Annotated in this window: 14 protein-coding genes and 1 tRNA gene; 5 read left to right on the forward strand and 10 right to left on the reverse strand. The window is 61.0% G+C overall.

Going from position 1 to position 20461, the window contains the following annotated elements:
* Positions 1 to 3 precede the first annotated feature (3 nt).
* Together AC5ZGW_RS13730 and AC5ZGW_RS13735 are read right to left on the reverse strand one after the other, a co-directional pair.
* Positions 4 to 1218 (reverse strand): ABC transporter substrate-binding protein, encoded by a 1215-nt coding sequence (locus AC5ZGW_RS13730; RefSeq protein WP_130225223.1) that lies wholly within the window; start codon positions 1216 to 1218, stop codon positions 4 to 6.
* 41 nt (positions 1219 to 1259) lie between these two features.
* Positions 1260 to 2612, reverse strand: coding sequence for an aminotransferase family protein (locus tag AC5ZGW_RS13735; protein ID WP_130225222.1), 1353 nt, complete (start codon positions 2610 to 2612; stop codon positions 1260 to 1262).
* Positions 2613 to 2714: 102 nt separating this feature from the next.
* Between AC5ZGW_RS13735 and AC5ZGW_RS13740 the strand changes: the two genes are divergently transcribed.
* Positions 2715 to 3311, forward strand: a complete 597-nt coding sequence (locus AC5ZGW_RS13740; RefSeq protein WP_028161501.1) for a TetR/AcrR family transcriptional regulator — start codon at positions 2715 to 2717, stop codon at positions 3309 to 3311.
* Positions 3312 to 3474: 163 nt separating this feature from the next.
* Here the strand turns inward: AC5ZGW_RS13740 and AC5ZGW_RS13745 are convergent.
* From AC5ZGW_RS13745 to AC5ZGW_RS13765, 5 genes are all read right to left on the reverse strand, one after another.
* Positions 3475 to 3560 (reverse strand) — tRNA-Lys (locus AC5ZGW_RS13745).
* Between the two features lie 147 nt (positions 3561 to 3707).
* Complete coding sequence (locus tag AC5ZGW_RS13750) at positions 3708 to 4769, reverse strand: Gfo/Idh/MocA family protein (protein WP_130225221.1); 1062 nt, start codon at positions 4767 to 4769, stop codon at positions 3708 to 3710.
* Between the two features lie 208 nt (positions 4770 to 4977).
* Positions 4978 to 6390 (reverse strand): pyruvate kinase, encoded by a 1413-nt coding sequence (pyk, locus tag AC5ZGW_RS13755; RefSeq protein ID WP_496113926.1) that lies wholly within the window; start codon positions 6388 to 6390, stop codon positions 4978 to 4980.
* 165 nt (positions 6391 to 6555) lie between these two features.
* Positions 6556 to 6681 carry a cation-transporting P-type ATPase gene (locus AC5ZGW_RS13760; protein WP_130225219.1) on the reverse strand — a complete coding sequence of 42 codons (126 nt, stop codon included), beginning with the start codon at positions 6679 to 6681 and terminating at the stop codon, positions 6556 to 6558.
* A gap of 144 nt (positions 6682 to 6825) precedes the next feature.
* A complete protein-coding gene (locus AC5ZGW_RS13765; RefSeq protein WP_035688711.1) occupies positions 6826 to 7800 on the reverse strand; it encodes a 1-phosphofructokinase family hexose kinase in 975 nt (324 codons plus the stop codon).
* 62 nt (positions 7801 to 7862) lie between these two features.
* On the opposite strand from AC5ZGW_RS13765, the gene glk reads away from it, so the two are divergent.
* A complete protein-coding gene (gene glk, locus AC5ZGW_RS13770; RefSeq protein WP_207230996.1) occupies positions 7863 to 8807 on the forward strand; it encodes a glucokinase in 945 nt (314 codons plus the stop codon).
* Positions 8808 to 8855: 48 nt separating this feature from the next.
* Entirely contained in the window at positions 8856 to 12134 is a 3279-nt protein-coding gene (locus AC5ZGW_RS13775) for an HAD-IA family hydrolase (RefSeq protein WP_130225217.1), read from the forward strand.
* A 30-nt stretch (positions 12135 to 12164) separates the two neighbouring features.
* On the opposite strand, the gene AC5ZGW_RS13780 is transcribed toward AC5ZGW_RS13775, so the two are convergent.
* Positions 12165 to 13175 (reverse strand): hydroxyacid dehydrogenase, encoded by a 1011-nt coding sequence (locus AC5ZGW_RS13780; RefSeq protein WP_130225216.1) that lies wholly within the window; start codon positions 13173 to 13175, stop codon positions 12165 to 12167.
* A gap of 129 nt (positions 13176 to 13304) precedes the next feature.
* Complete coding sequence (locus tag AC5ZGW_RS13785; protein WP_130225215.1) at positions 13305 to 14810, reverse strand: L-lactate permease; 1506 nt, start codon at positions 14808 to 14810, stop codon at positions 13305 to 13307.
* A gap of 342 nt (positions 14811 to 15152) precedes the next feature.
* Between AC5ZGW_RS13785 and gap the strand changes: the two genes are divergently transcribed.
* Complete coding sequence (gap, locus tag AC5ZGW_RS13790; RefSeq protein ID WP_130225214.1) at positions 15153 to 16160, forward strand: type I glyceraldehyde-3-phosphate dehydrogenase; 1008 nt, start codon at positions 15153 to 15155, stop codon at positions 16158 to 16160.
* A 295-nt stretch (positions 16161 to 16455) separates the two neighbouring features.
* Here the strand turns inward: gap and AC5ZGW_RS13795 are convergent, their stop codons facing one another.
* Entirely contained in the window at positions 16456 to 18159 is a 1704-nt protein-coding gene (locus AC5ZGW_RS13795; protein ID WP_130225212.1) for a long-chain-fatty-acid--CoA ligase, read from the reverse strand.
* 502 nt (positions 18160 to 18661) lie between these two features.
* On the opposite strand from AC5ZGW_RS13795, the gene AC5ZGW_RS13800 reads away from it, so the two are divergent.
* Positions 18662 to 19975, forward strand: a complete 1314-nt coding sequence (locus tag AC5ZGW_RS13800) for an acyltransferase family protein (protein WP_165435155.1) — start codon at positions 18662 to 18664, stop codon at positions 19973 to 19975.
* Positions 19976 to 20461: the final 486 nt, after the last annotated feature.

Here is a 20461-nt window from a genome sequence, read left to right on the forward strand (position 1 = left end):
GAATCAGAGCGCAGGCATCTGCTTACATTCGTTGAGTTCGGGAGGCTGAGGCTTGTCGCCGTTCGCCACGATGTCAGCGAAGTCGGTTGCATGGCGCATGTCGGATGCCTGTTTGCAGCGCACGACGAAATACGGTCGAATAAGCTGATGGGTCTTCGGATCGATCGACATTCGACCAAGCACTCCATCCCAGGACATTTGCTCTAGAGTCTTGATGATGTCCGGAACTTCGGTACTGTTCGCCTTCTCCATGGCCATAAGGAGAGCCCGGACTGCGTCATAGGCATAGGCGGAGGAATATCCCGGAAGCGCCGAGAACTTCTTCGTGTAGGTTCCCACAAACTCCCTGTTGGCCCGCGTGTCGATGTCGGGATAGTAGTTTTGACCAAGGACCAAGCCCGTCCGCATTTCCGGCGCGAGCTCCGCAAGCTGATCGACTTCGAGCGACCAAGGACCAACGACGGCGATGTTCTCCGCGCCAAAACTCGCGAACTGGCGGACCGCCGTGACGGCATCAGCTCCGGCTGTATTCAACAGCAGAATATCAGGCTTCGCAGCGACCGCCTTTGTGAGGTATTGGGTATATTGACGCTCGCCGGACGGATGGTTGTCGTTGCCAACCAGCTCAAAGCCGAGCTCGGCCGCCACGATCTTGGTATATTTGAGAAGTGCGTGCCCGAAGACGTAGTCTGCAGTTAAAGTGTAGATCGTTTTCTTTTGAGGAAACGTCTTTCTTACGTAGTCGAGCGTCGCGCGTATCGCGGTGTAAGGATGAGCCGACCATTGAAACGTATACCGTCCGCACCGACTGCCCGTGAAGTCTTCGGATCCGCCCGCGGCGAATTGCAACAGCTTTTCGCGCTGTGCGACCTCGGATTCGGCAAGTCCGACAGCGCTGGAATAGGCTCCGATGAAATATCGCATTCCGTCGCTGGTTGCGGCCTCCTGAACACGGCGAACACCAGACGCCGGCTTGCCTTCGTCATCTCGCGTCAGCAAGCGCACGGCGTTGCCAAGAACACTGCCGCCATGCATTTCCAGCGCCAGCGAGGCACCGCGCGCAACTAGATCCCCGGCATACGCGAAAGTGCCAGTGGTTGGAGTTATAACGCCCATGGTTACCACACCGGCCCTTTGGCCCCAGGCCGGAAGGATCGGAGCTACCGCGAGCGCCACGGCGGACAACAGAACATCGCGACGCGTTTGTGCAATGGGCATCAAGATCTCCTCCTGGGCTAAATGGATTGTTCAGGCCGCGTCTAGGCTACGACTTTCTCGAATTCGAAAAGGCTATCCCCCAGCTTTGCGATCAGCTCGGCTATGTGGTCCGACGCGGCAATGAGCGGCGGCGCCACAATGATCGAATTGTTGAGCGGCGCGATCCCCGCGGGATATACGACAAGCCCATGATCACGACAGATCGACACCAGCATTCCTGCTGCATTCTGTTGCGCCTCGAAGGTCCGGCGGGTTGCCCGATCGCGCACGAGCTCGAATCCCCACAACAGGCCGCGTCCTCGGATGTCGACCATGCACGGATGTCGCTGCGAGAGCGCCAAAAGTCCCGCGTGCAACTCCTCGCCGCGCTCGCGCACGTTACGCAATAGGTCGTTCCGCTCGATGTAGTCGAGCACAGATAGGCACACCGCCGCGCTGAGAGGATTGGCGCTGAATGTGTGGCCGAAGGGAACGATGCTGCTGCCCTCGGCAATGGCATGCACGATCCTCTGGCGCAGGAGGATGGCGGCCATGGGCGTGTATCCCGCGCTCAACCCCTTTGCGAGCAGGATGATGTCAGGAACAACCTGTTCTTGCTCCGATGCAAACCATGCGCCGGTACGTCCTGCGCCGGTGATCACTTCGTCGGCGATGAGCAGAACCTCATAGCGATCGCAGATTTCTCGCAACCGACGGAAGTAGCCAGGCGGGGGCGGCAACACTCCGCCCGCAGCACCAACGATCGGCTCAGCGATGACAGCCGCGACCGTATCGGGGCCTTGAGCAAGGATCTCCGTCTCCCAAGCATCGGCGCATTCCGTCGCGCAGTCTTCCGGCTGAAGCCCGAACGGGCATCGATAACAATAAGCTGGGGGAACTTTGGCGAACTGGTGCAGCAGCGGACCGTAGTCGGGCCGGCGCCCCGAATGGCCTGAGATCGACAGGGCTCCCATCGTCATGCCGTGATAGCTGGTGATGCGGCCGAGGACCTTGGTCTTCTGTGGGCGACCACACTCCTTCCAATAGTGGAGGGCCATGCGGACGGCGTATTCCGAGGCTTCTGAGCCGCTGTTCACGAAGAACGCACTGCAGATATCCCCAGGAGCCAACTCGCAAAGCTTCTGAGCCAGGCGCTCGGCCGGCTCATTGCTGAACTGGTTTCTGAAGGTAAATGCGATGGTAGCGGCCTGTTCCGCCATGACGTCGCCGATTTCGCGGAGACCGTGACCCAGGTTCGCGGTCATCGCACCGCTCGATCCATCGAAATAGCGTCGTCCTTCGCTATCGAATAGATAAGGTCCCTCGCCCCGCGTGACTTTGGGATAATGTGCAGCCAGATTCGGCTTGAGCAGGCGGCTGCCCTCCAGTCCACCAGTCCGCGACAAATCGATCATTTGGGAAACTGCCATGCCCCGAAATCTCAAAAAGAGAGACTGGCCCCCTGGCCAACGAACCAAATACAATACGAACCGTTGCGTATGTCAATAGGATGAATGATGGGAAAGAAGGCTGTTGCCCGCGCGGGGCGCCCCAGGGACGAAAACGTCCACCGCGCCATTCTCGACGCGGCCAGAGATCTCATTCGGGATGAGGGTTACGCTTCATTCTCGATCGAGGGCGTCGCAGCCCGGGCCGCGGTAGCAAAGCAGTCCATTTATCGACGATGGTCGTCGAAGGGCGCACTGCTCGTCGACTTGTACATGGATGGACTGGAGCGCCCGGCCCCGCTGCCTGCGCGCGGCCTTGTGAATGACTTGCTTGCCGTTCTGTTGCAGACGACAAAGCGCATTCAGGACGCGGCCTATGCAAATATTCTGAAGAGCGTGGTCGTCGAAGCGCAAAGCGACCCCGACATGCGAAAGCTCGTTCTTCAGAAGATTGTCGAGCCTCGTCGAGATGCTGCGAAGGCAGTCATCAACCGGGCCATCGAATCCGGCGAGCTGCCAAGCACGCTCGATTCAGAGATGATTGTTGACTTTGTCTTTGGCGCGGTCTGGTTCAATTTGCTGCTGGGCGACGCGAATCTCACCAGCCGATTTGCGCACCGGGTCGTCAAAATGGTCGAACAGCTCGGATCCAAGCAGGCCCCATAACCAATGCGCAGTCACGTCCGAGCCCACGAGCCGATGCTTGGAGAGACTCGAACCCCGGACGTCAGGGGTCGCTGGAGTGGGGAGCGCAGCCGAAGATCCGGGTTCGCTTCCCGCAGTCGCGACGTGTTGAAAAAGCGAACAGACGGGAGACTTGATATATATGTGGGCGCACCAGGGCTCGAACCTGGGACCCGCTGATTAAGAGGCAGCCCCGGGTTGAGAACGATCAATGACTTACCGGTCGCACCCAAGGGCTTATCCGGTAGAAGATGGGATCCGTCGCGCGGTCAGCCGTCGCCAAGCTCTCGGCCATAGAGATTGCAGAGCTCAACCACCACCTTCACGCCGGCGCTAAATTGCGCATCCCGTACGCCGATCCGAGATGCTCCGGCTGGTTTACGATACGACGCCCAACCGGCCCAGACGCGGCGTGAAGGGAATCGCCACCTCCTGCGCGATCTCAATCGATTCATAGAGCGCCGAGATCAGTTCCAGGCTCTTGCGGCCCTCGAGGCCGTCGACCAGCGCCGCGCGCTGGCTCACCAGGCAATCGACGACGTTTTGGTAATAGGCCTGATGGCCGAAGCCGTAGACGTCAGGCGGGTCGATCGAAAATTCTTCGATCACGTCCTTGTCCGACGGCAGTTCGTCGACGAAACGCCAATGTCGGATCTGGTTGACCGCAAGGCCCGCAATTTCAACTATCCCCTTTTCTCCGAGAATGGAGAGCGAGCCTTCGATGTCGGTCGGCCGGGTGGCGGTGGTCGCCTCGATGACGCCGAGCGCGCCGTTCCTGAACTTCAACGTCGCGACCGCCGTGTCCTCGGCCTCGATCCGAACCAAGGCGGTGATCGCGCGGGCATGAACGCTGATGACATCGCCGAAGAACCATTCCAGCAGGTCGATATAGTGGCTCGCCTGATTGGTGAGCACGCCCCCGTCATAGGCCCAGGTGCCGCGCCAGCTATCCTGGTCGTAATAGGTCTGATCGCGACACCAGCGCACGCGCACGGTGCCGAGCACGAGCTTGCCGAAGCGGCCGGCCTCCAGCGCCTCCCGTGCCTTGAGCACGGGAACATTGAAGCGGTTCTGCTTGACGACGAAAAGCTTGACGCCTGCCTCGTCGCAGGCGCGGATCATGTCATCCGCGTCCCGCAGCCGCAGCGCCATCGGCTTTTCCACCACGACGTGCTTGCCGGCGTTCGCGCAGGCGATGACATGCTCGCGACGCATGCCGCTCGGGGTCAACAACGCGACCGCATCGACGTCCTTGCGGGCGAGAAAATCATCGATGTCGTAGTGGGCGCCAACGCCGAACTTCGCTGCGAGCGCATCCGCGCGAGCACGCACCAAGTCGCAGACAGCCGCGAGCGTTGCGCCCTCGATGCGATTGCCGCCGAGCAGATCGGAATGGCGCTCGGCGATACGCCCGCATCCCAGCAGGCCGAACCTGATCATTGAGCCTCCTTTTCGACGCGGAGACCATGCGGGACGATAATACTCCCGGCTCCCTATTAGCAAAGGTTCCAACAGATCAAGTCAATCGGGAGGCAGCGCGTTCCCGGCTCGACCGGTTCGGGTGTCGGTTTTTGGTTGCCGGCGATCACTGGTACGGCTCTCGTCGCGCTCGGCCGCCAGTTCGGCAATCTCCGCCCCACCGGGGAGATCAGGAGACCGAAACGACGCGCAAGTTGTTGGTTGTCCCGCCCTGGCCTAACGGTATGCCGGCAACGACCACCAAAGTATCACCGGCGCCGGCGAACCCTTCCCGTTTCGCAAGCTCCGTCGCGCGGCTGACCATCTCCTCGTAGGCCTTCACATCGTCGGAAAGCACGCTGTGTGCACCCCAGAAGAGACAGAGGCGACGGGACACTTCCACACTCGTCGTGGTCGCCAGGATCGGCACCCTGGGCCGCTTCCGCGCGACACGTGCGGCCGTTGTCCCGCTCGCGGTATAGGCGACGATGACCGCCGCACGGATCGCCGAGGCCAAGTCGGCCGCCGCCGCGGCCACCGCGTGCGGCGGAGTCTGCTCCTCATCGGGCTGGGTTGCTTCGATGATCGAGCGATACATCTTGTGCTGCTCTGTGCTGCGGATGATGCGGTCCATCATTTCGACGGCCTCTCGCGGGTACTGGCCGGTGGCCGACTCCGCCGACAACATCACGGCATCCGCGCCGTCATAGATTGCGGTGGCGACGTCTGAAGCCTCGGCACGCGTGGGTGTCGGGGCTGTCACCATTGAATCGAGCATCTGAGTGGCGACGATCACCGGTTTGACGGCCAGCCTGCAGGCGCGGACCAGTTCCTTCTGGCGAGCGGGCACTTCCTCGTGCGGAATCTCGACGCCCAGATCGCCGCGCGCAACCATGATCGCATCCGACATCTGGATAATGTCATCGATCCGCTCGAGTGCCGCGGGCTTCTCGATCTTCGCCATGAGCCCGGCGCGCTCGCCAATCAGCGCCCGTGCTTCGATCACGTCCGATGGCTTCTGCACAAATGAGAGAGCTACCCAGTCCACGCCAAGGCCCAAGCCGAATTTCAGATCGGCGCGGTCCTTTGCGGTGAGCGGCGACAGATCGAGAATCGTTCCCGGCAAATTGACGCCCTTGTGGTTCGAGATCGCACCACCAACGATCACCTCGGCCTCGATGGTGTCATTGCCCAGTCTCGTCGCGCGAACGCGTACCCTGCCATCGTCGATCAGGAGATCGTCGCCGGGGGCAAGGGCTGCAAAGATTTCCGGGTGCGGCAAGGGTATAGCCCCGGCGTCACCTTCCGATCCGGAGCCGACAAAGCGAACGATCTCACCGGACCGAACTGTGATCTTCTTGTCGCGCAAGGTGCCAACGCGAATTTTGGGCCCCTGCAGGTCCATCAGAACGCCGATCGGGCGCTGCATTTCCTGCTCGAGTGCGCGGATCGCAGCATGGACGTTTGCATGATCCTTCTGGGTTCCGTGGCTGAAGTTGAGACGGAATGTGTCCACACCTGCGACAAACAGCGCTTTAAGCATCTCTGGCGAAGCGCTGGCCGGGCCAACGGTAGCAACTATTTTCGCCCGTCGACGACGCATGACCATGTGATCCCTTCCGTTCCGGCTCGATCAGGCAGGACTCGCATGCGGCTTCATCTAGTGACTTTTTGTGCCGCAGTTAATCTCCTGCGAAGAGCATGGTACCCGCCCCGCGGCTTATTCGCTGACCTTTTGCGCCGCGCTGGTTGCTCACTACTAGCATTTTTATGCCGGATCGTACACTGCTGGGTTGTATGGCGCATACGCCTGCAGCCGCCTCGCTGCTTCAGCCGGATCGAGCCCTTTCCCGCAGTCGGTGGCAAGCAACTTCGCAACATCGCTGGCAGACATCGTATGCCAGCGATGTGACGCCACTCGTCAAAGTCGACTCTGCCGCTGCGCCCATGGCTGTCTCTGATTAATCCGTGTTCATCCCGGGCATCCGGGAAGCTCGGTGCGGAGCGACTGCGAGGTCGAGGTTACGACGCCAGCGCGCTAGGTGGGCTGCATGGACAGGCGCTCGGCCATCACTTCGGCATGGAGACGCTCGACATCCTCCCGACGGCACAATTGGGTGCCTTGTGTCAGGACAGCAGCGGCACCCGCGGCCATGCCGAGCGTGAATGCATCTTCAGCACTTTTTCCGCGCGCCAGCGCAAAGGTCATGCCCGCTACAAAACTATCGCCCGCCCCTACAGCGCTCACAGGCTTCACCTTGGGGCCTCGTAGTCGCAACGTGCCTGACCGAGTTGCGAGCAATGCGCCATCGCGTCCCATGGTCACAGCAAGGTTTTCGACGGATCCGGTAGCGACCAAAGACGTCGCGGCATCGACAAGTTCCTCGGGTGACTCGAACTTTCTGTGTGTCAACGTCTCGAACTCCCCAACACTGGGCTTGGCGAGACAAATGCCTCCTGCCGACACGGCCGCTTGGAGCGCAGGCCCTGAGGTATCAAGGATCAAGCGTGCTCCATTGCTCCGCACGATGTCGGCCGCGCGGGCGTAAAAATCGATGGGAACACCCGGCGGCAAGCTACCACTCGCGACGATGATGTCTGCGTCACATTCCTTAAGGTGCGATAGGGCCGATTGCCACTCTGCTTCGACAAGAGAACAGCCCTCGCTTACGAAACGATATTCGAGCCCCGAAATCTCTTCGAAGACCGTGAAGCTGATGCGTGTGCTGCCGGCTATATTGACGCATTTTGCTGGCACGTCCAATTTCGAGACAAGTTCATTCAAGACGAGTCCAGTAGCGCCGCCAGCCAGGTAAATGGCGTAGGCCTCGGCGCCCAGTTCCTTCAGCACACGCGCGACATTTATGCCGCCGCCTCCCGCATCCGTGCGCTGTTGTACCGCACGATTCTTACGGATCGGTCTGATCTCGTTCGACTGGAACGCGAGATCAATGGTCGGGCTGAGCGTCAGTGTAACGATAGGCTTTGAGGCTGTCTCCGGCTGCTGTATCATGTTGCAAGCCTTCTCGCCTGGAAATAGAAGTTGAACATTATCATCCTCAGGGGATGAACGCCATGCGGCTGGTCGGAGACATTGGCGGCACCAACGCAAGGTTTGCGATTGCAGAGCCTGGTTCGCATCCATCGGATGCGCGCAAGCTACCGGTCGCCCACTATCCCGGCCTTGTCGAGGCGGTGGAGGACTATCTGTCCGGCGTCCCGATGCTGGAAGAGGCGGTGCTCGCTGTGGCGGGCCCCGTCCTGGGCGATGAGGTGACCTTCAGCAACAGCTCCTGGCATTTCTCGATAGCGGATGTGCGGCGGCGGCTCGGCTTGCGCAAGTTAATCGTGATCAATGATCTTCTCGCCCAGGCGCTGTCCGTTGCCGCACTGCAACCCGATGAGATCCGTTCCGTAAAAGCGGGAACACGTGATCCAAGCCAGCCTTCCCTCGTCATTGGCCCCGGCACCGGCCTCGGCGTTGCTTTTCTGCTGAATAATGCGGGAACACTTGTCGGACTCCCGAGTGAGGCCGGGCATGCCACATTCGCTCCGACGGACAGTGTCCAAGTCGAGATCCTGTCGCATCTCCACAGGCACTATCCGCATGTGTCAGCCGAACGGTTGCTGTCCGGAAAGGGGTTATTGGCGATTGCGACAACTCTGGCCAAGATGAATGGGCAGATCATCGATCTGCAGGATCCCAGAGACGTTTCGGCCCGCGCCGCAGCGAACCAGTGCCCTACTTGCTGTGAGGCGATAAGGATCTTCTCGTCCATCCTCGGTGCGACCGCCGGCAATCTCGCCCTGACCCTTTTGACCAGCGGCGGGGTCGTCATTACTGGCGGACTGTGCCGCGGACTGCGGCCACTCTGGGATGTCGAAGCGCTCAAGCAGGCTTTCACTGCAAAGGGACAGTTCAGCTCGTATCTGGACGGGATACCGATCGACCAGATCTTACGTCCTCATGCGGGCCTCCTCGGCGCTGCCTTGTATGTGGAGCCGAGCCACTCCGTTTAATTGGAAATCAATGCTGGCGTACGTCGCAATAACTCCGTGAGCCGAGGCATGTCTCGCAAAGCCGGTCTTGTTCCGTCGCAATTTGATGCCGTCGCCTTCGATCTCGATGGCGTGGTGACAGATACCGCGCGCATCCATTTCCAGGCTTGGACGCAAACCTTCGATGTTTTTTTCGAAGGGTACACCCGTCGCACCGGCGTTGCCTTCGCGCCATTCACGCTTGAGGACTACCGCAAGTACATCGACGGCCGTCCGCGCGAAGAGGCCATTCGTGCCTTCCTGGCCGCGCGCGGCGTGGGCCTCGCGGAAGGCGATGAGCGCGATGGTCCCGAGGTCGAAACCATCCAGGGCCTCGCCGTGCGAAAGGACGGACTGTTCCTGGACAGGATGCGCGGCAAAGGGGTCGACGTCTATCCTTCCACGGTGGCCCTGATTCGGCGTCTGCGCGCGCTCGGCCTGAAGACGGCGGTGGTTTCGGCGAGCCGCAATTGCCAGGAGATTCTGCAAACTGCGCGGCTCGATCATCTGTTCGACGCTCGCATCGACGGACGCGATGCCGCGACCCTGGGGCTCCCGGGCAAGCCAGCTCCCGACACTTTTCTTGCGGCGGCGCAGCGCCTCGGCAGCTTGCCCGATCGCACGGTCGTTATCGAGGACGCGATCGCCGGCGTGGCAGCGGGACGAGCCGGCGGTTTCGGCCTCGTCATCGGCATCGACCGGGTCGGCCATGGTGCGGACCTGAAGAACGCCGGTGCCGATATCGTCGTCGCCGACCTCAACCAGATCGATTTGGAATTGGACGATCGAGTGACGCCGCGCCCGCTTGTCGCCAAGCCCGACGTGCATCGGCTTGACCCGTTCATCGCGCAACAAGGAACCGAGACCCGCCATCCCGCGGCCCGCGCTCGGCCGGACCCTTGGCTGTTTGTCCATGAGGGGTTCGATCCCGCCCTGGAAGGGCGTCGCGAAACCCTGTTCGCCGTTGGCAACGGATACTTCGTGACCCGCGGAGCCGCCGCCGAAGCGCGCGCTGATGATCTGTATTATCCCGGCACGTATCTCGCCGGCGGCTACAACCGGCTCACCACCATGATCGATGGTCGCCCGATCGAGAACGAGGACCTGGTCAACCTCCCCAACTGGCTGCCACTGACCTTCCGGATCGACGACGGAGACTGGTTCGACCTGCGTCGCGTCGAAGTGCTCGAGTATCAGCAAACGCTCGATCTGCGCCACGGTCTGTACTTGCGAAGTTTGCGGGTGCGCGACCCGCTGGGGCGGGAAATCAACCTCACTGAGCGCCGCTTCGTGCACATGGACAGCAAGCACCTCGCCGGCCAGCATGTCACCGTCACCTCGCAGAATTGGTCCGGCCGGCTCACCGTGCGCGCCATGCTGGACGGCGACGTCGCCAATACCGGCGTGCCGAGATACAAAGCGTTTGAAAGCCGGAATCTGCGTGTGTGCGAAGCCGCCGCCTTCGCACCTTGCTCCATGCTGCTTCAGGTGGAGATGACGCAGTCGCAGCTACGGATCGCACAGGCCGCACGGTTGGACGTACGTGCGCGCGGGCTTGATGCCGCCGTGCACAAGCACCCGATCGAGGAAGCGGCGCGTGTCGGCTATGACATCGCCCTTGATGCCGTGCCGGGCGCCGGCATCGAGATCGAGAAGATCGTCGCGCTCTATACCTCCAGGGACCGCGCCATCGCCGATCCGGAAACCGCAGCGCGCACGGCCATCGCACGCGCCGACAGCTTTGATGCGCTTCTGCAAACCCATCGGCGTGTCTGGGGACATTTGTGGGAGCGCTGCGACCTGGATCTGCTCGATATCGCCAGCGACGAAGCGGATGAGACGCATTTGGCCGTGCGTCTGCATCTCTTCCATCTGCTCCAGACAGCTTCCAGCCACAGCATGGAGCTGGATGCTGGCATCCCCGCCCGCGGCTGGCATGGCGAGGGCTACCGTGGCCACATCTTCTGGGACGAGCTGTTCATCTTCCCGCTGCTGAACCTGCATTTTCCGATCCTCGCGCGTGCCTTGCTGCTCTACCGCTACCGGCGCCTCGATGAGGCGCGCTGGGCCGCGCGGCAAGCCGGCTTCCGCGGCGCGATGTACCCATGGCAGAGCGGTAGCGATGGGCGCGAAGAAACCGACGTGATGTACTTCAACCCGCGTTCCGGCAACTGGATCAAAGACGACACACATCTGCAGCGCCATATCGGCGCGGCCGTCGCCTATAATGTCTGGCAGTACCATCAAGCCACTGGCGATGCCGAGTTCCTTTACTCCTTCGGCGCCGAGCTGATGTTCGAGATTGCCCGCTTCTGGGCCAGTCTTGCGCAGTGGAACGAAGCACGCGACCGCTATGATATCCGCGGCGTGATGGGGCCGGACGAATTCCATGACGGCTATCCGGATCGGGATGAGGCAGGCCTGGACAATAACGCGTACACCAATGTCATGGCCGTCTGGTGCATTGCCCGCGCGCTCGACCTCTTTGAGCTGCTGCCAAAGGAACGCTGTCACGAATTGTGCCAGAACCTGCGGATCGAGCAGGAGGAACTCGCACATTGGGAGCATGTCAGTTGCAAGTTGTACCTGCCATTCCACGACGACGGCATTCTCAGCCAGTTTGAAGGCTATGAGCTGCTACAGGAATTCGACTGGGACGCCTATCGCCGCAAATACCCGAATATCATGCGGCTCGACCTGATCCTCGAGGCGGAGAGCGACTCGCCCAATCGCTACAAGCTCTCCAAGCAGGCCGATGCGCTGATGTTGTTCTATCTGTTTTCCGCAGAAGAACTGGCGGAGCTCTTCAACCGCCTTGGTTACACTTTCAATCCTGCCACGATCCCCAGAACCATCGACTACTATCTGCGGCGCAGCTCGCACGGCTCCACCCTGAGCGCCCTCGTGCATGCCTGGGTCTTGGCGCGCTGCTGCCGGCAACGCTCCTGGTCACTTTTCACGGAGGCTCTGCAAAGTGACATTAGCGACGTTCAAGGCGGGACCACGCGCGAAGGCATTCATCTCGGCGCCATGTCCGGCACGATCGACCTGTTGCAACGCTGCTTCACCGGGCTGGAGCTGCGCGGCGAAGAACTGCATTTTCACCCCACATTACCGGATGAACTGCGCCGGCTTGCATTTCGGCTCCGCTACCGCCAGCACTCGCTCAGCGTGGATATAACCCAGGATGCGCTGACGCTGGCGAGCGATCCAAGTGGAGCGGACGCAATCTCCATCGCGGTCGACGAACGGCATTTCGTTCTGTACCCGGGCGAGCGAACCAGCGTGCCGCTTCACCGTGCGTCCTGATCACGCGAGCACTCGCGGCGCCGCGAACTTTCAATGCGCGGACACGACGTTCTGCGGCGTGCCGCGCGCAAACGCCTCGATATTGGCAAGCGTCGTCGCGGTGATGCGCTGCAGCGCCGACTCGGTGTTGTACGCATTGTGCGGCGTCACCACCACATTGGGAAAGCGCAGCAATACATGGTTCGCAACCAGTGCCTTGAAATCATCGGCGTCCCGAACTGCGTCCTGGTGGAAGATCGCCGCCTCCTCGCGGATCAGGGGCTCCTGCGGCAGAACGTCGAGGCCGGCGCCGCGGAGCCTGCCGTTAGCCAGCGCCCGCACCAGCGCTTCAACGTCAACGATATGGCCGCGTGCCGTATTGATCAGGATTGCATCCGGCTTCATGCGGGCGAGCTCGCGATCCGAGAGCATGCTGGCCGTGCCGGACGTTGCGGGCACGTGCAGCGTCACGACGTCCGAATCCGACAACAGTTTGTCGAGGCTCGCGTAGGAAAACTTGAGCCGGACGGCGGCCGCTTCGTCCGGTCGGAGGTCGTAAGCAAGAACATTCATGCCGAAGCCGCGTGCGATTTCGATCACGCGAATCCCGATCCGGCCGGTGCCGATGACGCCGATTGTCCCGTCGCGGAGCTCAAAGCCGCGTAGCCCGGTCTGCGTGAACCGCCCGCGCCGCGTCCGCTCCACCGACTCCACGAGATTGCGCGCAACTGCCAACAGCAGAGCGAAGACGTGCTCGGCCACGGTGGAATCGCCATAGTCAGGCACGTTCGACACGATGATGCCGTGTGCGGCGCAGTAGCTGAGATCGATGTGATCGTATCCCGTCGATCGCGTCGCTATCAGCTTTAGCTTTGGGAATTGTGCGAGGGCTGCTGCGTCAAACCGCGAATTGATGAATGGGCTGGCAACTTCGGCCTCGGAGAAGTCAGCCGCGTTCCGTTGGTCCAGCGGCTCAGCAACGCAGCGCACGCGATGGCTTGGCTCAAGGCGCAGGAAGGCTTGTCGCTCCCATTCCTCGGTTTCGAACACGACAATGTTCATGATGGCCTCCCGGGTCTGAGCACGGGTTCATAGCTCCGATGAGCTTATGCGGTCCAATCCAGATGCAACCTTACATGACGGCAGGAATCAGTCCAGCCGCTGCCATCCGATGGAACAACGCGGCCACTTCTAAAACGGGAACCATCGCGCGAACGTCAGCGCAAGAACGCCTCCCAGCGCAAGGTATCCAAGACAAACTGGTCCCGTCTTCCTCAGAATATCGCCTTCACGTCCTTGCAGGCCGACCGTGGCAGCGCCCGTGATGATGTTGTGCAGCGCCGCACAATTGCCGACGGCAGCTCCGAATCCCTGGGCGGCGATCAGTGCCAACATCGGCAAGCCGAGCCCGGCAGCGGCTGCCTGCTGAAGATCCGTCAGGAGGATGTTGGAGACGGTTGTCGATCCCGTGATGAAGGAGCCGATTGCCCCAACTGAAGGCGCAAGCAGCGGCCACGCCTGACCGGTCCGTGTAGCCGTTTCCGCCAGTGCCTCTATCATGCCCGCATGGACCATCAGCCGCGCTATCGCGAGCATCGAGAACAAGGCAGCGGCCACGGGAACCAGTCGACGGATAGCAGCAGTGACGGCACCGGCCAGATCGGCAATCTTGCATCCCTGCAAGAGCCCGCCGAACAGAAATCCTGCGAGCAGCATGGTCCCGGGATGATAGAGGAGCTCGACGCGTCCGCTGAACGGTCCGGGCAACCCCCATTCGAGCACAATCTGCCGGAGCGGATCGCGGATCTGCGGAACGAGACGCGTCACGAGGATCAAGCCGACCAGCACGGCATATGGTAGAGCAGCAATGGCAAGCGATCTCGCATCCAGAGTTTCAGCTTGCTGCGGATGCATCCGTCTGAGGACAAAAGCAAATGCCAATCCGCCGGCCAGCGCTCCGCCGATCGTCGGCAGCTCTGGTCCTACCCACATGGCCAAGACCAGGTACGGCAGCAGGAAACAAATGGCGGCGACGATGGCCCATGCCGCGTATTTCACCTGGAATCGCGCTTTGCTCGCGATGAACACGATCGAAAGCACCAGCAATGGCGCCAGGCTCGCATGCAGCAAGGCCGTCGGCGGGGCGATGCTGCTGCCGCTGATGCCTGACACGTCGGCCTGCGCCAAGATCGGAGTGCCGAGCGCGCCAAACGAAGTGCCTGTGACATGACCAATGAGCGGCAAAGCGACCGCCACGACGGGTGTGTAGCCGAGACTGACCAGAAGAGGCGCAGCGAGGGCGATAGGTGTGCCGAACCCCGCCGCTCCTTCCATGAACGACGCAAAGAACCAGGCGATGACGAGGGCAAGCAGGGTCTCGTCCGAGGACAAACTCATCAATCCCCTGCGGATGGCATCGATCGCGCCTGAGCGCTGCTGCAGCTCATAGAGGGACAGAGCCGGCAGGATGATCCACACGATGTCAGCGGCCGAGAAAGCTGCCTCCGCACCGGTTCCGATGAGCACTCCGGCGATGCCCTGCTCAGCGTAGATGCGCGTTCCGAAGCCAAAGAATCCGATTGCGCCAGCCGCGGCCGCCACGAGTCCGACCAGTCCCGCGCTGGCCGCCGACCACCGCAATACGGCCATGAGAAGAACGATCAGAGCGAGTGGGGCGATCGAGACGAAGGCTGCCATTCCGCTTTCCGTGCATTTGATTTGGTTCGCTGCAAGGAACCATCAATCGCGAGCCCGATTAAATGCCATTATACAGGCCATCTCGGATAGCCCACAGTAGAGCCGCAGACGGGCGCCACGCTGATAATCGACCTTGAAGCGTCAGAACTCATACGGCCAGCAGACACGCCTAAGGCGAGTTCCATCATGCCCCGGGGCCAAGTGTCCGGATCAAAAGGAGGCAGGCAGTCGCATAGGGCCGTCCGCACGACAATGCCCACCGTCTGAAATCATCGAAACTAGTATCGTCCCTATCCCGACAGGAAACAGTATCGGAGCGTAGTGCCAAGAAGGGAGCCGAAAATGACCGTTCGCGTCGCCATCAACGGATTCGGCCGCATCGGCCGTAACATTCTCCGCGCCATCATCGAGGAGGGCCGCAAGGATATCGAGGTGGTCGCTGTCAATGATCTCGGGCCCGTGGAGACCAACGCGCACCTTCTACGATATGATTCCGTGCACGGCCGCTTCCCAGGGCAAGTCAAGGTCGAAGGCGACGCCATCAGCGTCGGCAACGGCAAAGTCAAAGTCACCGCGATCAAGGATCCCTCGGACCTGCCATGGAAGGACCTGGGCGTTGACATTGCGCTCGAATGCACGGGCGTCTTCAACTCAAAAAGCAAAGCTTCCGCTCATCTCAAAGCAGGTGCAAAGGCCGTTCTTGTCTCGGCGCCGGCCGACGGCGCCGATCTCACGGTGGTTTACGGCGTCAATCACGACGGGCTGTCGAAGGAGCACAAGATCGTCTCCGCCGCCTCATGCACGACCAACTGTCTGGCGCCGGTTGCCAAGGTGCTCAACGATGCGATCGGGATCGAAAGGGGCTTCATGACAACGATCCATGCCTATACTGGCGATCAGCCGACGCTGGATACATTGCACAGAGACTTGTACCGCGCGCGAGCGGCGGCGATGTCGATGATCCCGACGTCAACAGGCGCGGCAAAGGCGGTCGGCCTCGTGCTACCGGAACTGAACGGCAAGCTCGACGGTGTCGCCATTCGTGTCCCGGTGCCGAATGTCTCGGTGGTCGATTTCAAATTCGTCGCCAAGAAGGCGACATCGAAGGACGAGGTGAACGCCGCGATCAAGCGCGCCGCCGACCAGCAGCTCAACGGGATTCTCGGCTATACCAACGATCCAAATGTTTCCATCGACTTCAACCACGATCCGCACAGCTCCGTCTTCCACATGGATCAGACGAAGGTCATGGATGGCACGCTGGTACGCGTGATGTCATGGTACGATAACGAGTGGGGATTCTCGTGCCGCATGGCGGATACCGCCGTAGCGATGGGGAAGCTGATCTGAACCGAGACTGAGGGCGGATCGCGGAGCGAAGGTGCCCGACGAGATTGCTCGATATGGGACTGTCCCCATTTCTCGCGGCTCAGGGCCGCGCGTATCGTTTGCAACTCCATTCTCTTCTCAGGATCGATCATCGGGTAAGTGAGGTCGATTTTCTCCACCGCCTCGACGATGGCGGCAGCAAACACAAGCCGGGTGAACCATTTGTTGTCGGCGGAATGCCCGATGCTGCGCGTCGCGCTACGCGCCTGCAATCCCTGCAGGCGCAGGATCGAAGCTGGCGCTGCCAAACGGGGGGTTAGCCAGGGAAGCCGACGGTAGTGAAGCCTGCCGACTCGTCGCGCAACTGCCGGCGCAAGATCTTGCCGACATTGGTCTTGGGCAGCTCGGTCCTGAACTCCACCAGCCGCGGCACCTTGTAGGGTGTGAGCCGCGTTCGGCAGTAGGCGATCAGGGCCGCTTCGGTGAGGTTTGGATCCTTCTTGACGACGAACAGCTTCACCGCATCGCCGGAGCGCGGATCGGGGATGCCGATCACTCCGCATTCGAGCACTCCCGGGTGGCTCGACACCACCGCCTCGACCTCGCTCGGATAGACCTTGAACCCGGACACCGTGATCATGTCCTTCTTGCGATCGACGATCCGAGTCCGGCCGGTCTCGTCCATGATGCCGATATCGCCAGTGAGGAAGAAGCCGTCGGGAGTAAAGACGTTGGCCGTCTCATCCGGACGGTTCCAGTAGCCCGGCATCACCTGCGGGCCGCGCGCGCAGATCTCGCCCGGCTCCCCAAGCGGCACCTCGTTGTTGTCGTCGTCGCGAATCGAGATGTCCGTTGACGGCATCGGCAGCCCGATGGTGCCGTCCCATTCGGGTGCGGTCGGCGGATTGCAGGTCAAGACCGGCGACGTCTCCGACAGGCCATAACCTTCCCACAGCGGCGAGCCCGTGGTCCTGAACCAACGGTCCGCCACTGATTTCTGCACCGCCATGCCGCCGCCGACAGCGCACTTGAGCATGCTCCAGTCGATCTTGTCGAAATCCGGATGATTGAGCAGCGCGTTGTAAAGCGTGTTCACCGCCGGAAAATGGTTGACCTTGTACTTGGCAAGCTCCTCAATGAGGCTGTGAATATCGCGCGGGTTTGGGATGAGAATGTTTTGGCCGCCGGTACGGACGCTGAGCAGGAAACATGCCGTCAACGCGAAGATGTGATAGAGCGGCAGCGCCGCCATGACGGTCAGACGATCGACCTTCGGCTCGTTCTCCAATACCGGCTTCAGCCATTCGTCGATCTGCAGCATGTTGGCGACTACGTTGCGATGCAACAGCATCGCGCCTTTGGCGATGCCCGTGGTCCCGCCGGTGTATTGCAGGAATGCGAGATCGTCGGATCCGAGCTGCGGCTTGGTCAACGTCATGTTCTTGCCGGCCGCGAGGGCCGCATTGAACGGCGTTGCGCCCGGCAGCGAGTAGGCCGGCACCATCTTCTTCACCCACCGTACCACCAGATTGACGATCGTGCCTTTCATCAAGCCCAGGAGGTCGCCCATGGATGCAACGACGACGTGTTTAATGCTGGTCTTGTCGATTGCCTGCTGCAGGGTATGCGCGAAGTTCTCAAGCACGATGATGGCTTCGGCGCCGGCATCCTTGAGCTGAGTCTCGAGCTCATGCGCCGTGTACAAGGGGTTGATGTTCACCACGGTGAAGCCGGCACGAAGGACGGCGCAGATCGCCACCGGATACTGCAGCACGTTCGGCATCATGATGGCGACGCGTGCACCCTTCGCCAGGCCTCTGCCCTGCAGCCAAGCCCCGAAAGCGCGTGACATCTCGTCGGTTTCACCGTAGGTCAGCCCCTTGTCCATGCAGATGAAGGCGGTGCGCTCGCGATATTTGGCAAAACTTTCTTCGAGCATCGCAACGAGCGATGCGTATCGCGACGGGTCGATCTCCGCCGAAACTCCCGGCGGGTAGTGCTTGAGCCAGATGCGCTCCATGGCACTCCTCCCGACGGCCGGTAGATACTGCGCCTCGGCCGGTCAGGCCTCTGGAAGTGTCGGCTTTCCATTGGCTACCGGCAAGTGCGGCCAGTGCCTCACTTCCGAAGTTCGTAAAACACGACAACAATTTTGAGACGAACCTCGGAAGTAACGTGCGTCAACAAATTCATGATTCTAATGCCGTTTTCTGATTTGAAGTTCCTGAACGAGCTTGCGGCAAATGCTGCAGGGAACTTCAAATTGGCGGCATCGGCCCACAATCAGTGGTCCATGCCACCAATTTGACCGTAGTGCTTATTCGGCGATTTCAGGCTTACGGTCCCGCAGCCGCGATGGACTATGCATCCAAGCAGCAAACGTCGAGAGAGCTCCGGACCGTCCGCGTTTGCAACCCGGTTCGATCGAGCTAAGGTCGCGGAGGATGCTCACGAGCGCCAATCCGTTGACTTGCTCATGTTGACTTGGTCACACAGGCTGGACGGCAGGTTGGAGAATGATCATGTCGGCTTGGTCCCGTGCTGCCGAGCTTGCTGACCGGACGCCCGCGTCCCGAAACCGCTACGTCGACTTCCTGCGAGCTATGTCGATGCTGGTGGTGATTGTCGGGCACTGGCTGGCCGCCGCGCCTTATTTCGACGCAACCGACACGTTGAAGACATCCCATATCCTGACGGTCGTTCCTTGGACCGCTTGGCTCACATGGGTCGTGCAGGTCATGCCGATCTTCTTCATGGTCGGCGGATACGCGAACGGCATCAGTTGGCGTGCCGCGCGACGGGACGACAAATCATATGCAGCCTGGCTTGAAGGCCGGTTGCGGCGTCTCGTGTGGCCAATCCTCCCACTGCTCACGGTTTGGGTGGCGATCGTTGCAATTGAGTACGCCCGCGGCGTGCGTGCGGAGCTGATCAGCTATGGCTCGCAGGCTGCGTTCATACCAATCTGGTTCCTCGCGGTGTACATCGGAATTGTTCTGCTCGTGCCAGCCACGGAGGCTGCATGGGCCCGATTTGGTATGGGATCGTTCTGGGCTTTGACAGCCGCTGCAGTTGCTGTCGATGTCATGTACTTTGCCGTCGGTTTGCGCTGGCTTGGCTTCGCGAACTATCTGTTCGTCTGGGGTGCAATCTCCATGCTCGGTTATGCGTGGCTCGACGAGCGATTTTCCGAGTTCAGGACACTGCTAGTCGGCGCCGCTTTGGGCTTTGCCGTGCTACTTTTGCTGGTACACATCGGGCCTTATCCTGTCTCGATGATTGGCGTCCCCGGCGATCCGGTCAGCACCACGACACCTCCGAAGGTCACGCTGATAGCGCTCGCAATCATGCAGGGCGGGTTGCTGCTTGCCGCGCAGGTACCCGCGCGCCGCTGGCTGGCTGGCCGCATAGCGTGGACGGCAACCGTGGCGATGAATGGCAACATCATGACGCTGTTTATTTGGCACCTGACGGCCACCACCCTTGTGATCCTCGCAGCCTATCTCACCGGCGGCTTCGGTCTACGGCTTGAGCCGGGAAGCTCCGAGTGGTGGTGGTCGCGGTTCCCGTGGCTCGCAGCGAATGCGATGGCGCTTATTCCTCTTGTTATCGCATTCGGACGCTTTGAGCGGCCGCGCGCGACTGCGGGCGCACCGGCGCCCGCGTGGCGCTACGTGCTCGGCGCCCTCATGACCGGCACTGGCCTTGCGCTGCTTGCGGCGCAGGGAGTTGGTGGATACGGGAGGCTTGGATTGAACGTGTGGGGTCTCGCGCTCGCGCTGATGGGCATCGGCCTTATCGCAAGCAGGATCGGTGCGTCGCGCAGTGTAATCTAACCCTGCGGCAACGCACAGAACAGATTGTCCGTTTTTCTCGCCCTAATATCCTGTCCTACGACGAGCACGTGATCGGCCTGTGTACCAGCGGTTCTGCGCGCTGTATCGAATGGGGTGAAGATACAGAAACAAAACGAGAAGCCGCACGGCAATTTGGCCGTGGCGCGTCCGACCACAAAAACGTCGCGCGAGATCCGCTTTGTTCTCGGCGACCGCTCCCACAAATTATTAAGACGCCTTCTCGCGATGGTGGGCGCACCAGGGCTCGAACCTGGGACCCGCTGATTAAGCAGTCGCGGATCGACGCCACAGCGGCCTGCCGATATCAGGCTTGGCCCTTCACGTTGGCAGCATCGAGTCCAAATCCCGCCGTGTCGTAATCTAGAACGGTACAGCGAGGCGAAGGCTGGCCTCCTGGCTAATATAGTTCCTGCTGAAACCGGCCGAGTATTCCGTGCGCAGCTCGTAGCCCTTCGTCGAGAAGAT

Source organism: Bradyrhizobium sp. Crot121 (assembly GCF_059512385.1).

Bases quoted from the DNA above. Each gene is read 5' to 3' on its own strand.
- gap (WP_130225214.1), top strand. From the start codon at position 15,153: ATGACCGTTCGCGTCGCCATCAACGGATTCGGCCGCATCGGCCGTAAC.
- glk (WP_207230996.1), top strand. From the start codon at position 7,863: ATGCGGCTGGTCGGAGACATTGGCGGCACCAACGCAAGGTTTGCGATT.
- pyk (WP_496113926.1), bottom strand. From the start codon at position 6,390: ATGCGTCGTCGACGGGCGAAAATAGTTGCTACCGTTGGCCCGGCCAGC.
- AC5ZGW_RS13775 (WP_130225217.1), top strand. From the start codon at position 8,856: ATGTCTCGCAAAGCCGGTCTTGTTCCGTCGCAATTTGATGCCGTCGCC.
- AC5ZGW_RS13785 (WP_130225215.1), bottom strand. From the start codon at position 14,810: ATGGCAGCCTTCGTCTCGATCGCCCCACTCGCTCTGATCGTTCTTCTC.
- AC5ZGW_RS13730 (WP_130225223.1), bottom strand. From the start codon at position 1,218: ATGCCCATTGCACAAACGCGTCGCGATGTTCTGTTGTCCGCCGTGGCG.
- AC5ZGW_RS13765 (WP_035688711.1), bottom strand. From the start codon at position 7,800: ATGATACAGCAGCCGGAGACAGCCTCAAAGCCTATCGTTACACTGACG.
- AC5ZGW_RS13740 (WP_028161501.1), top strand. From the start codon at position 2,715: ATGGGAAAGAAGGCTGTTGCCCGCGCGGGGCGCCCCAGGGACGAAAAC.
- AC5ZGW_RS13795 (WP_130225212.1), bottom strand. From the start codon at position 18,159: ATGGAGCGCATCTGGCTCAAGCACTACCCGCCGGGAGTTTCGGCGGAG.
- AC5ZGW_RS13800 (WP_165435155.1), top strand. From the start codon at position 18,662: ATGTCGGCTTGGTCCCGTGCTGCCGAGCTTGCTGACCGGACGCCCGCG.
- AC5ZGW_RS13780 (WP_130225216.1), bottom strand. From the start codon at position 13,175: ATGAACATTGTCGTGTTCGAAACCGAGGAATGGGAGCGACAAGCCTTC.
- AC5ZGW_RS13735 (WP_130225222.1), bottom strand. From the start codon at position 2,612: ATGATCGATTTGTCGCGGACTGGTGGACTGGAGGGCAGCCGCCTGCTC.
- AC5ZGW_RS13760 (WP_130225219.1), bottom strand. From the start codon at position 6,681: ATGTCTGCCAGCGATGTTGCGAAGTTGCTTGCCACCGACTGCGGGAAA.
- AC5ZGW_RS13750 (WP_130225221.1), bottom strand. From the start codon at position 4,769: ATGATCAGGTTCGGCCTGCTGGGATGCGGGCGTATCGCCGAGCGCCAT.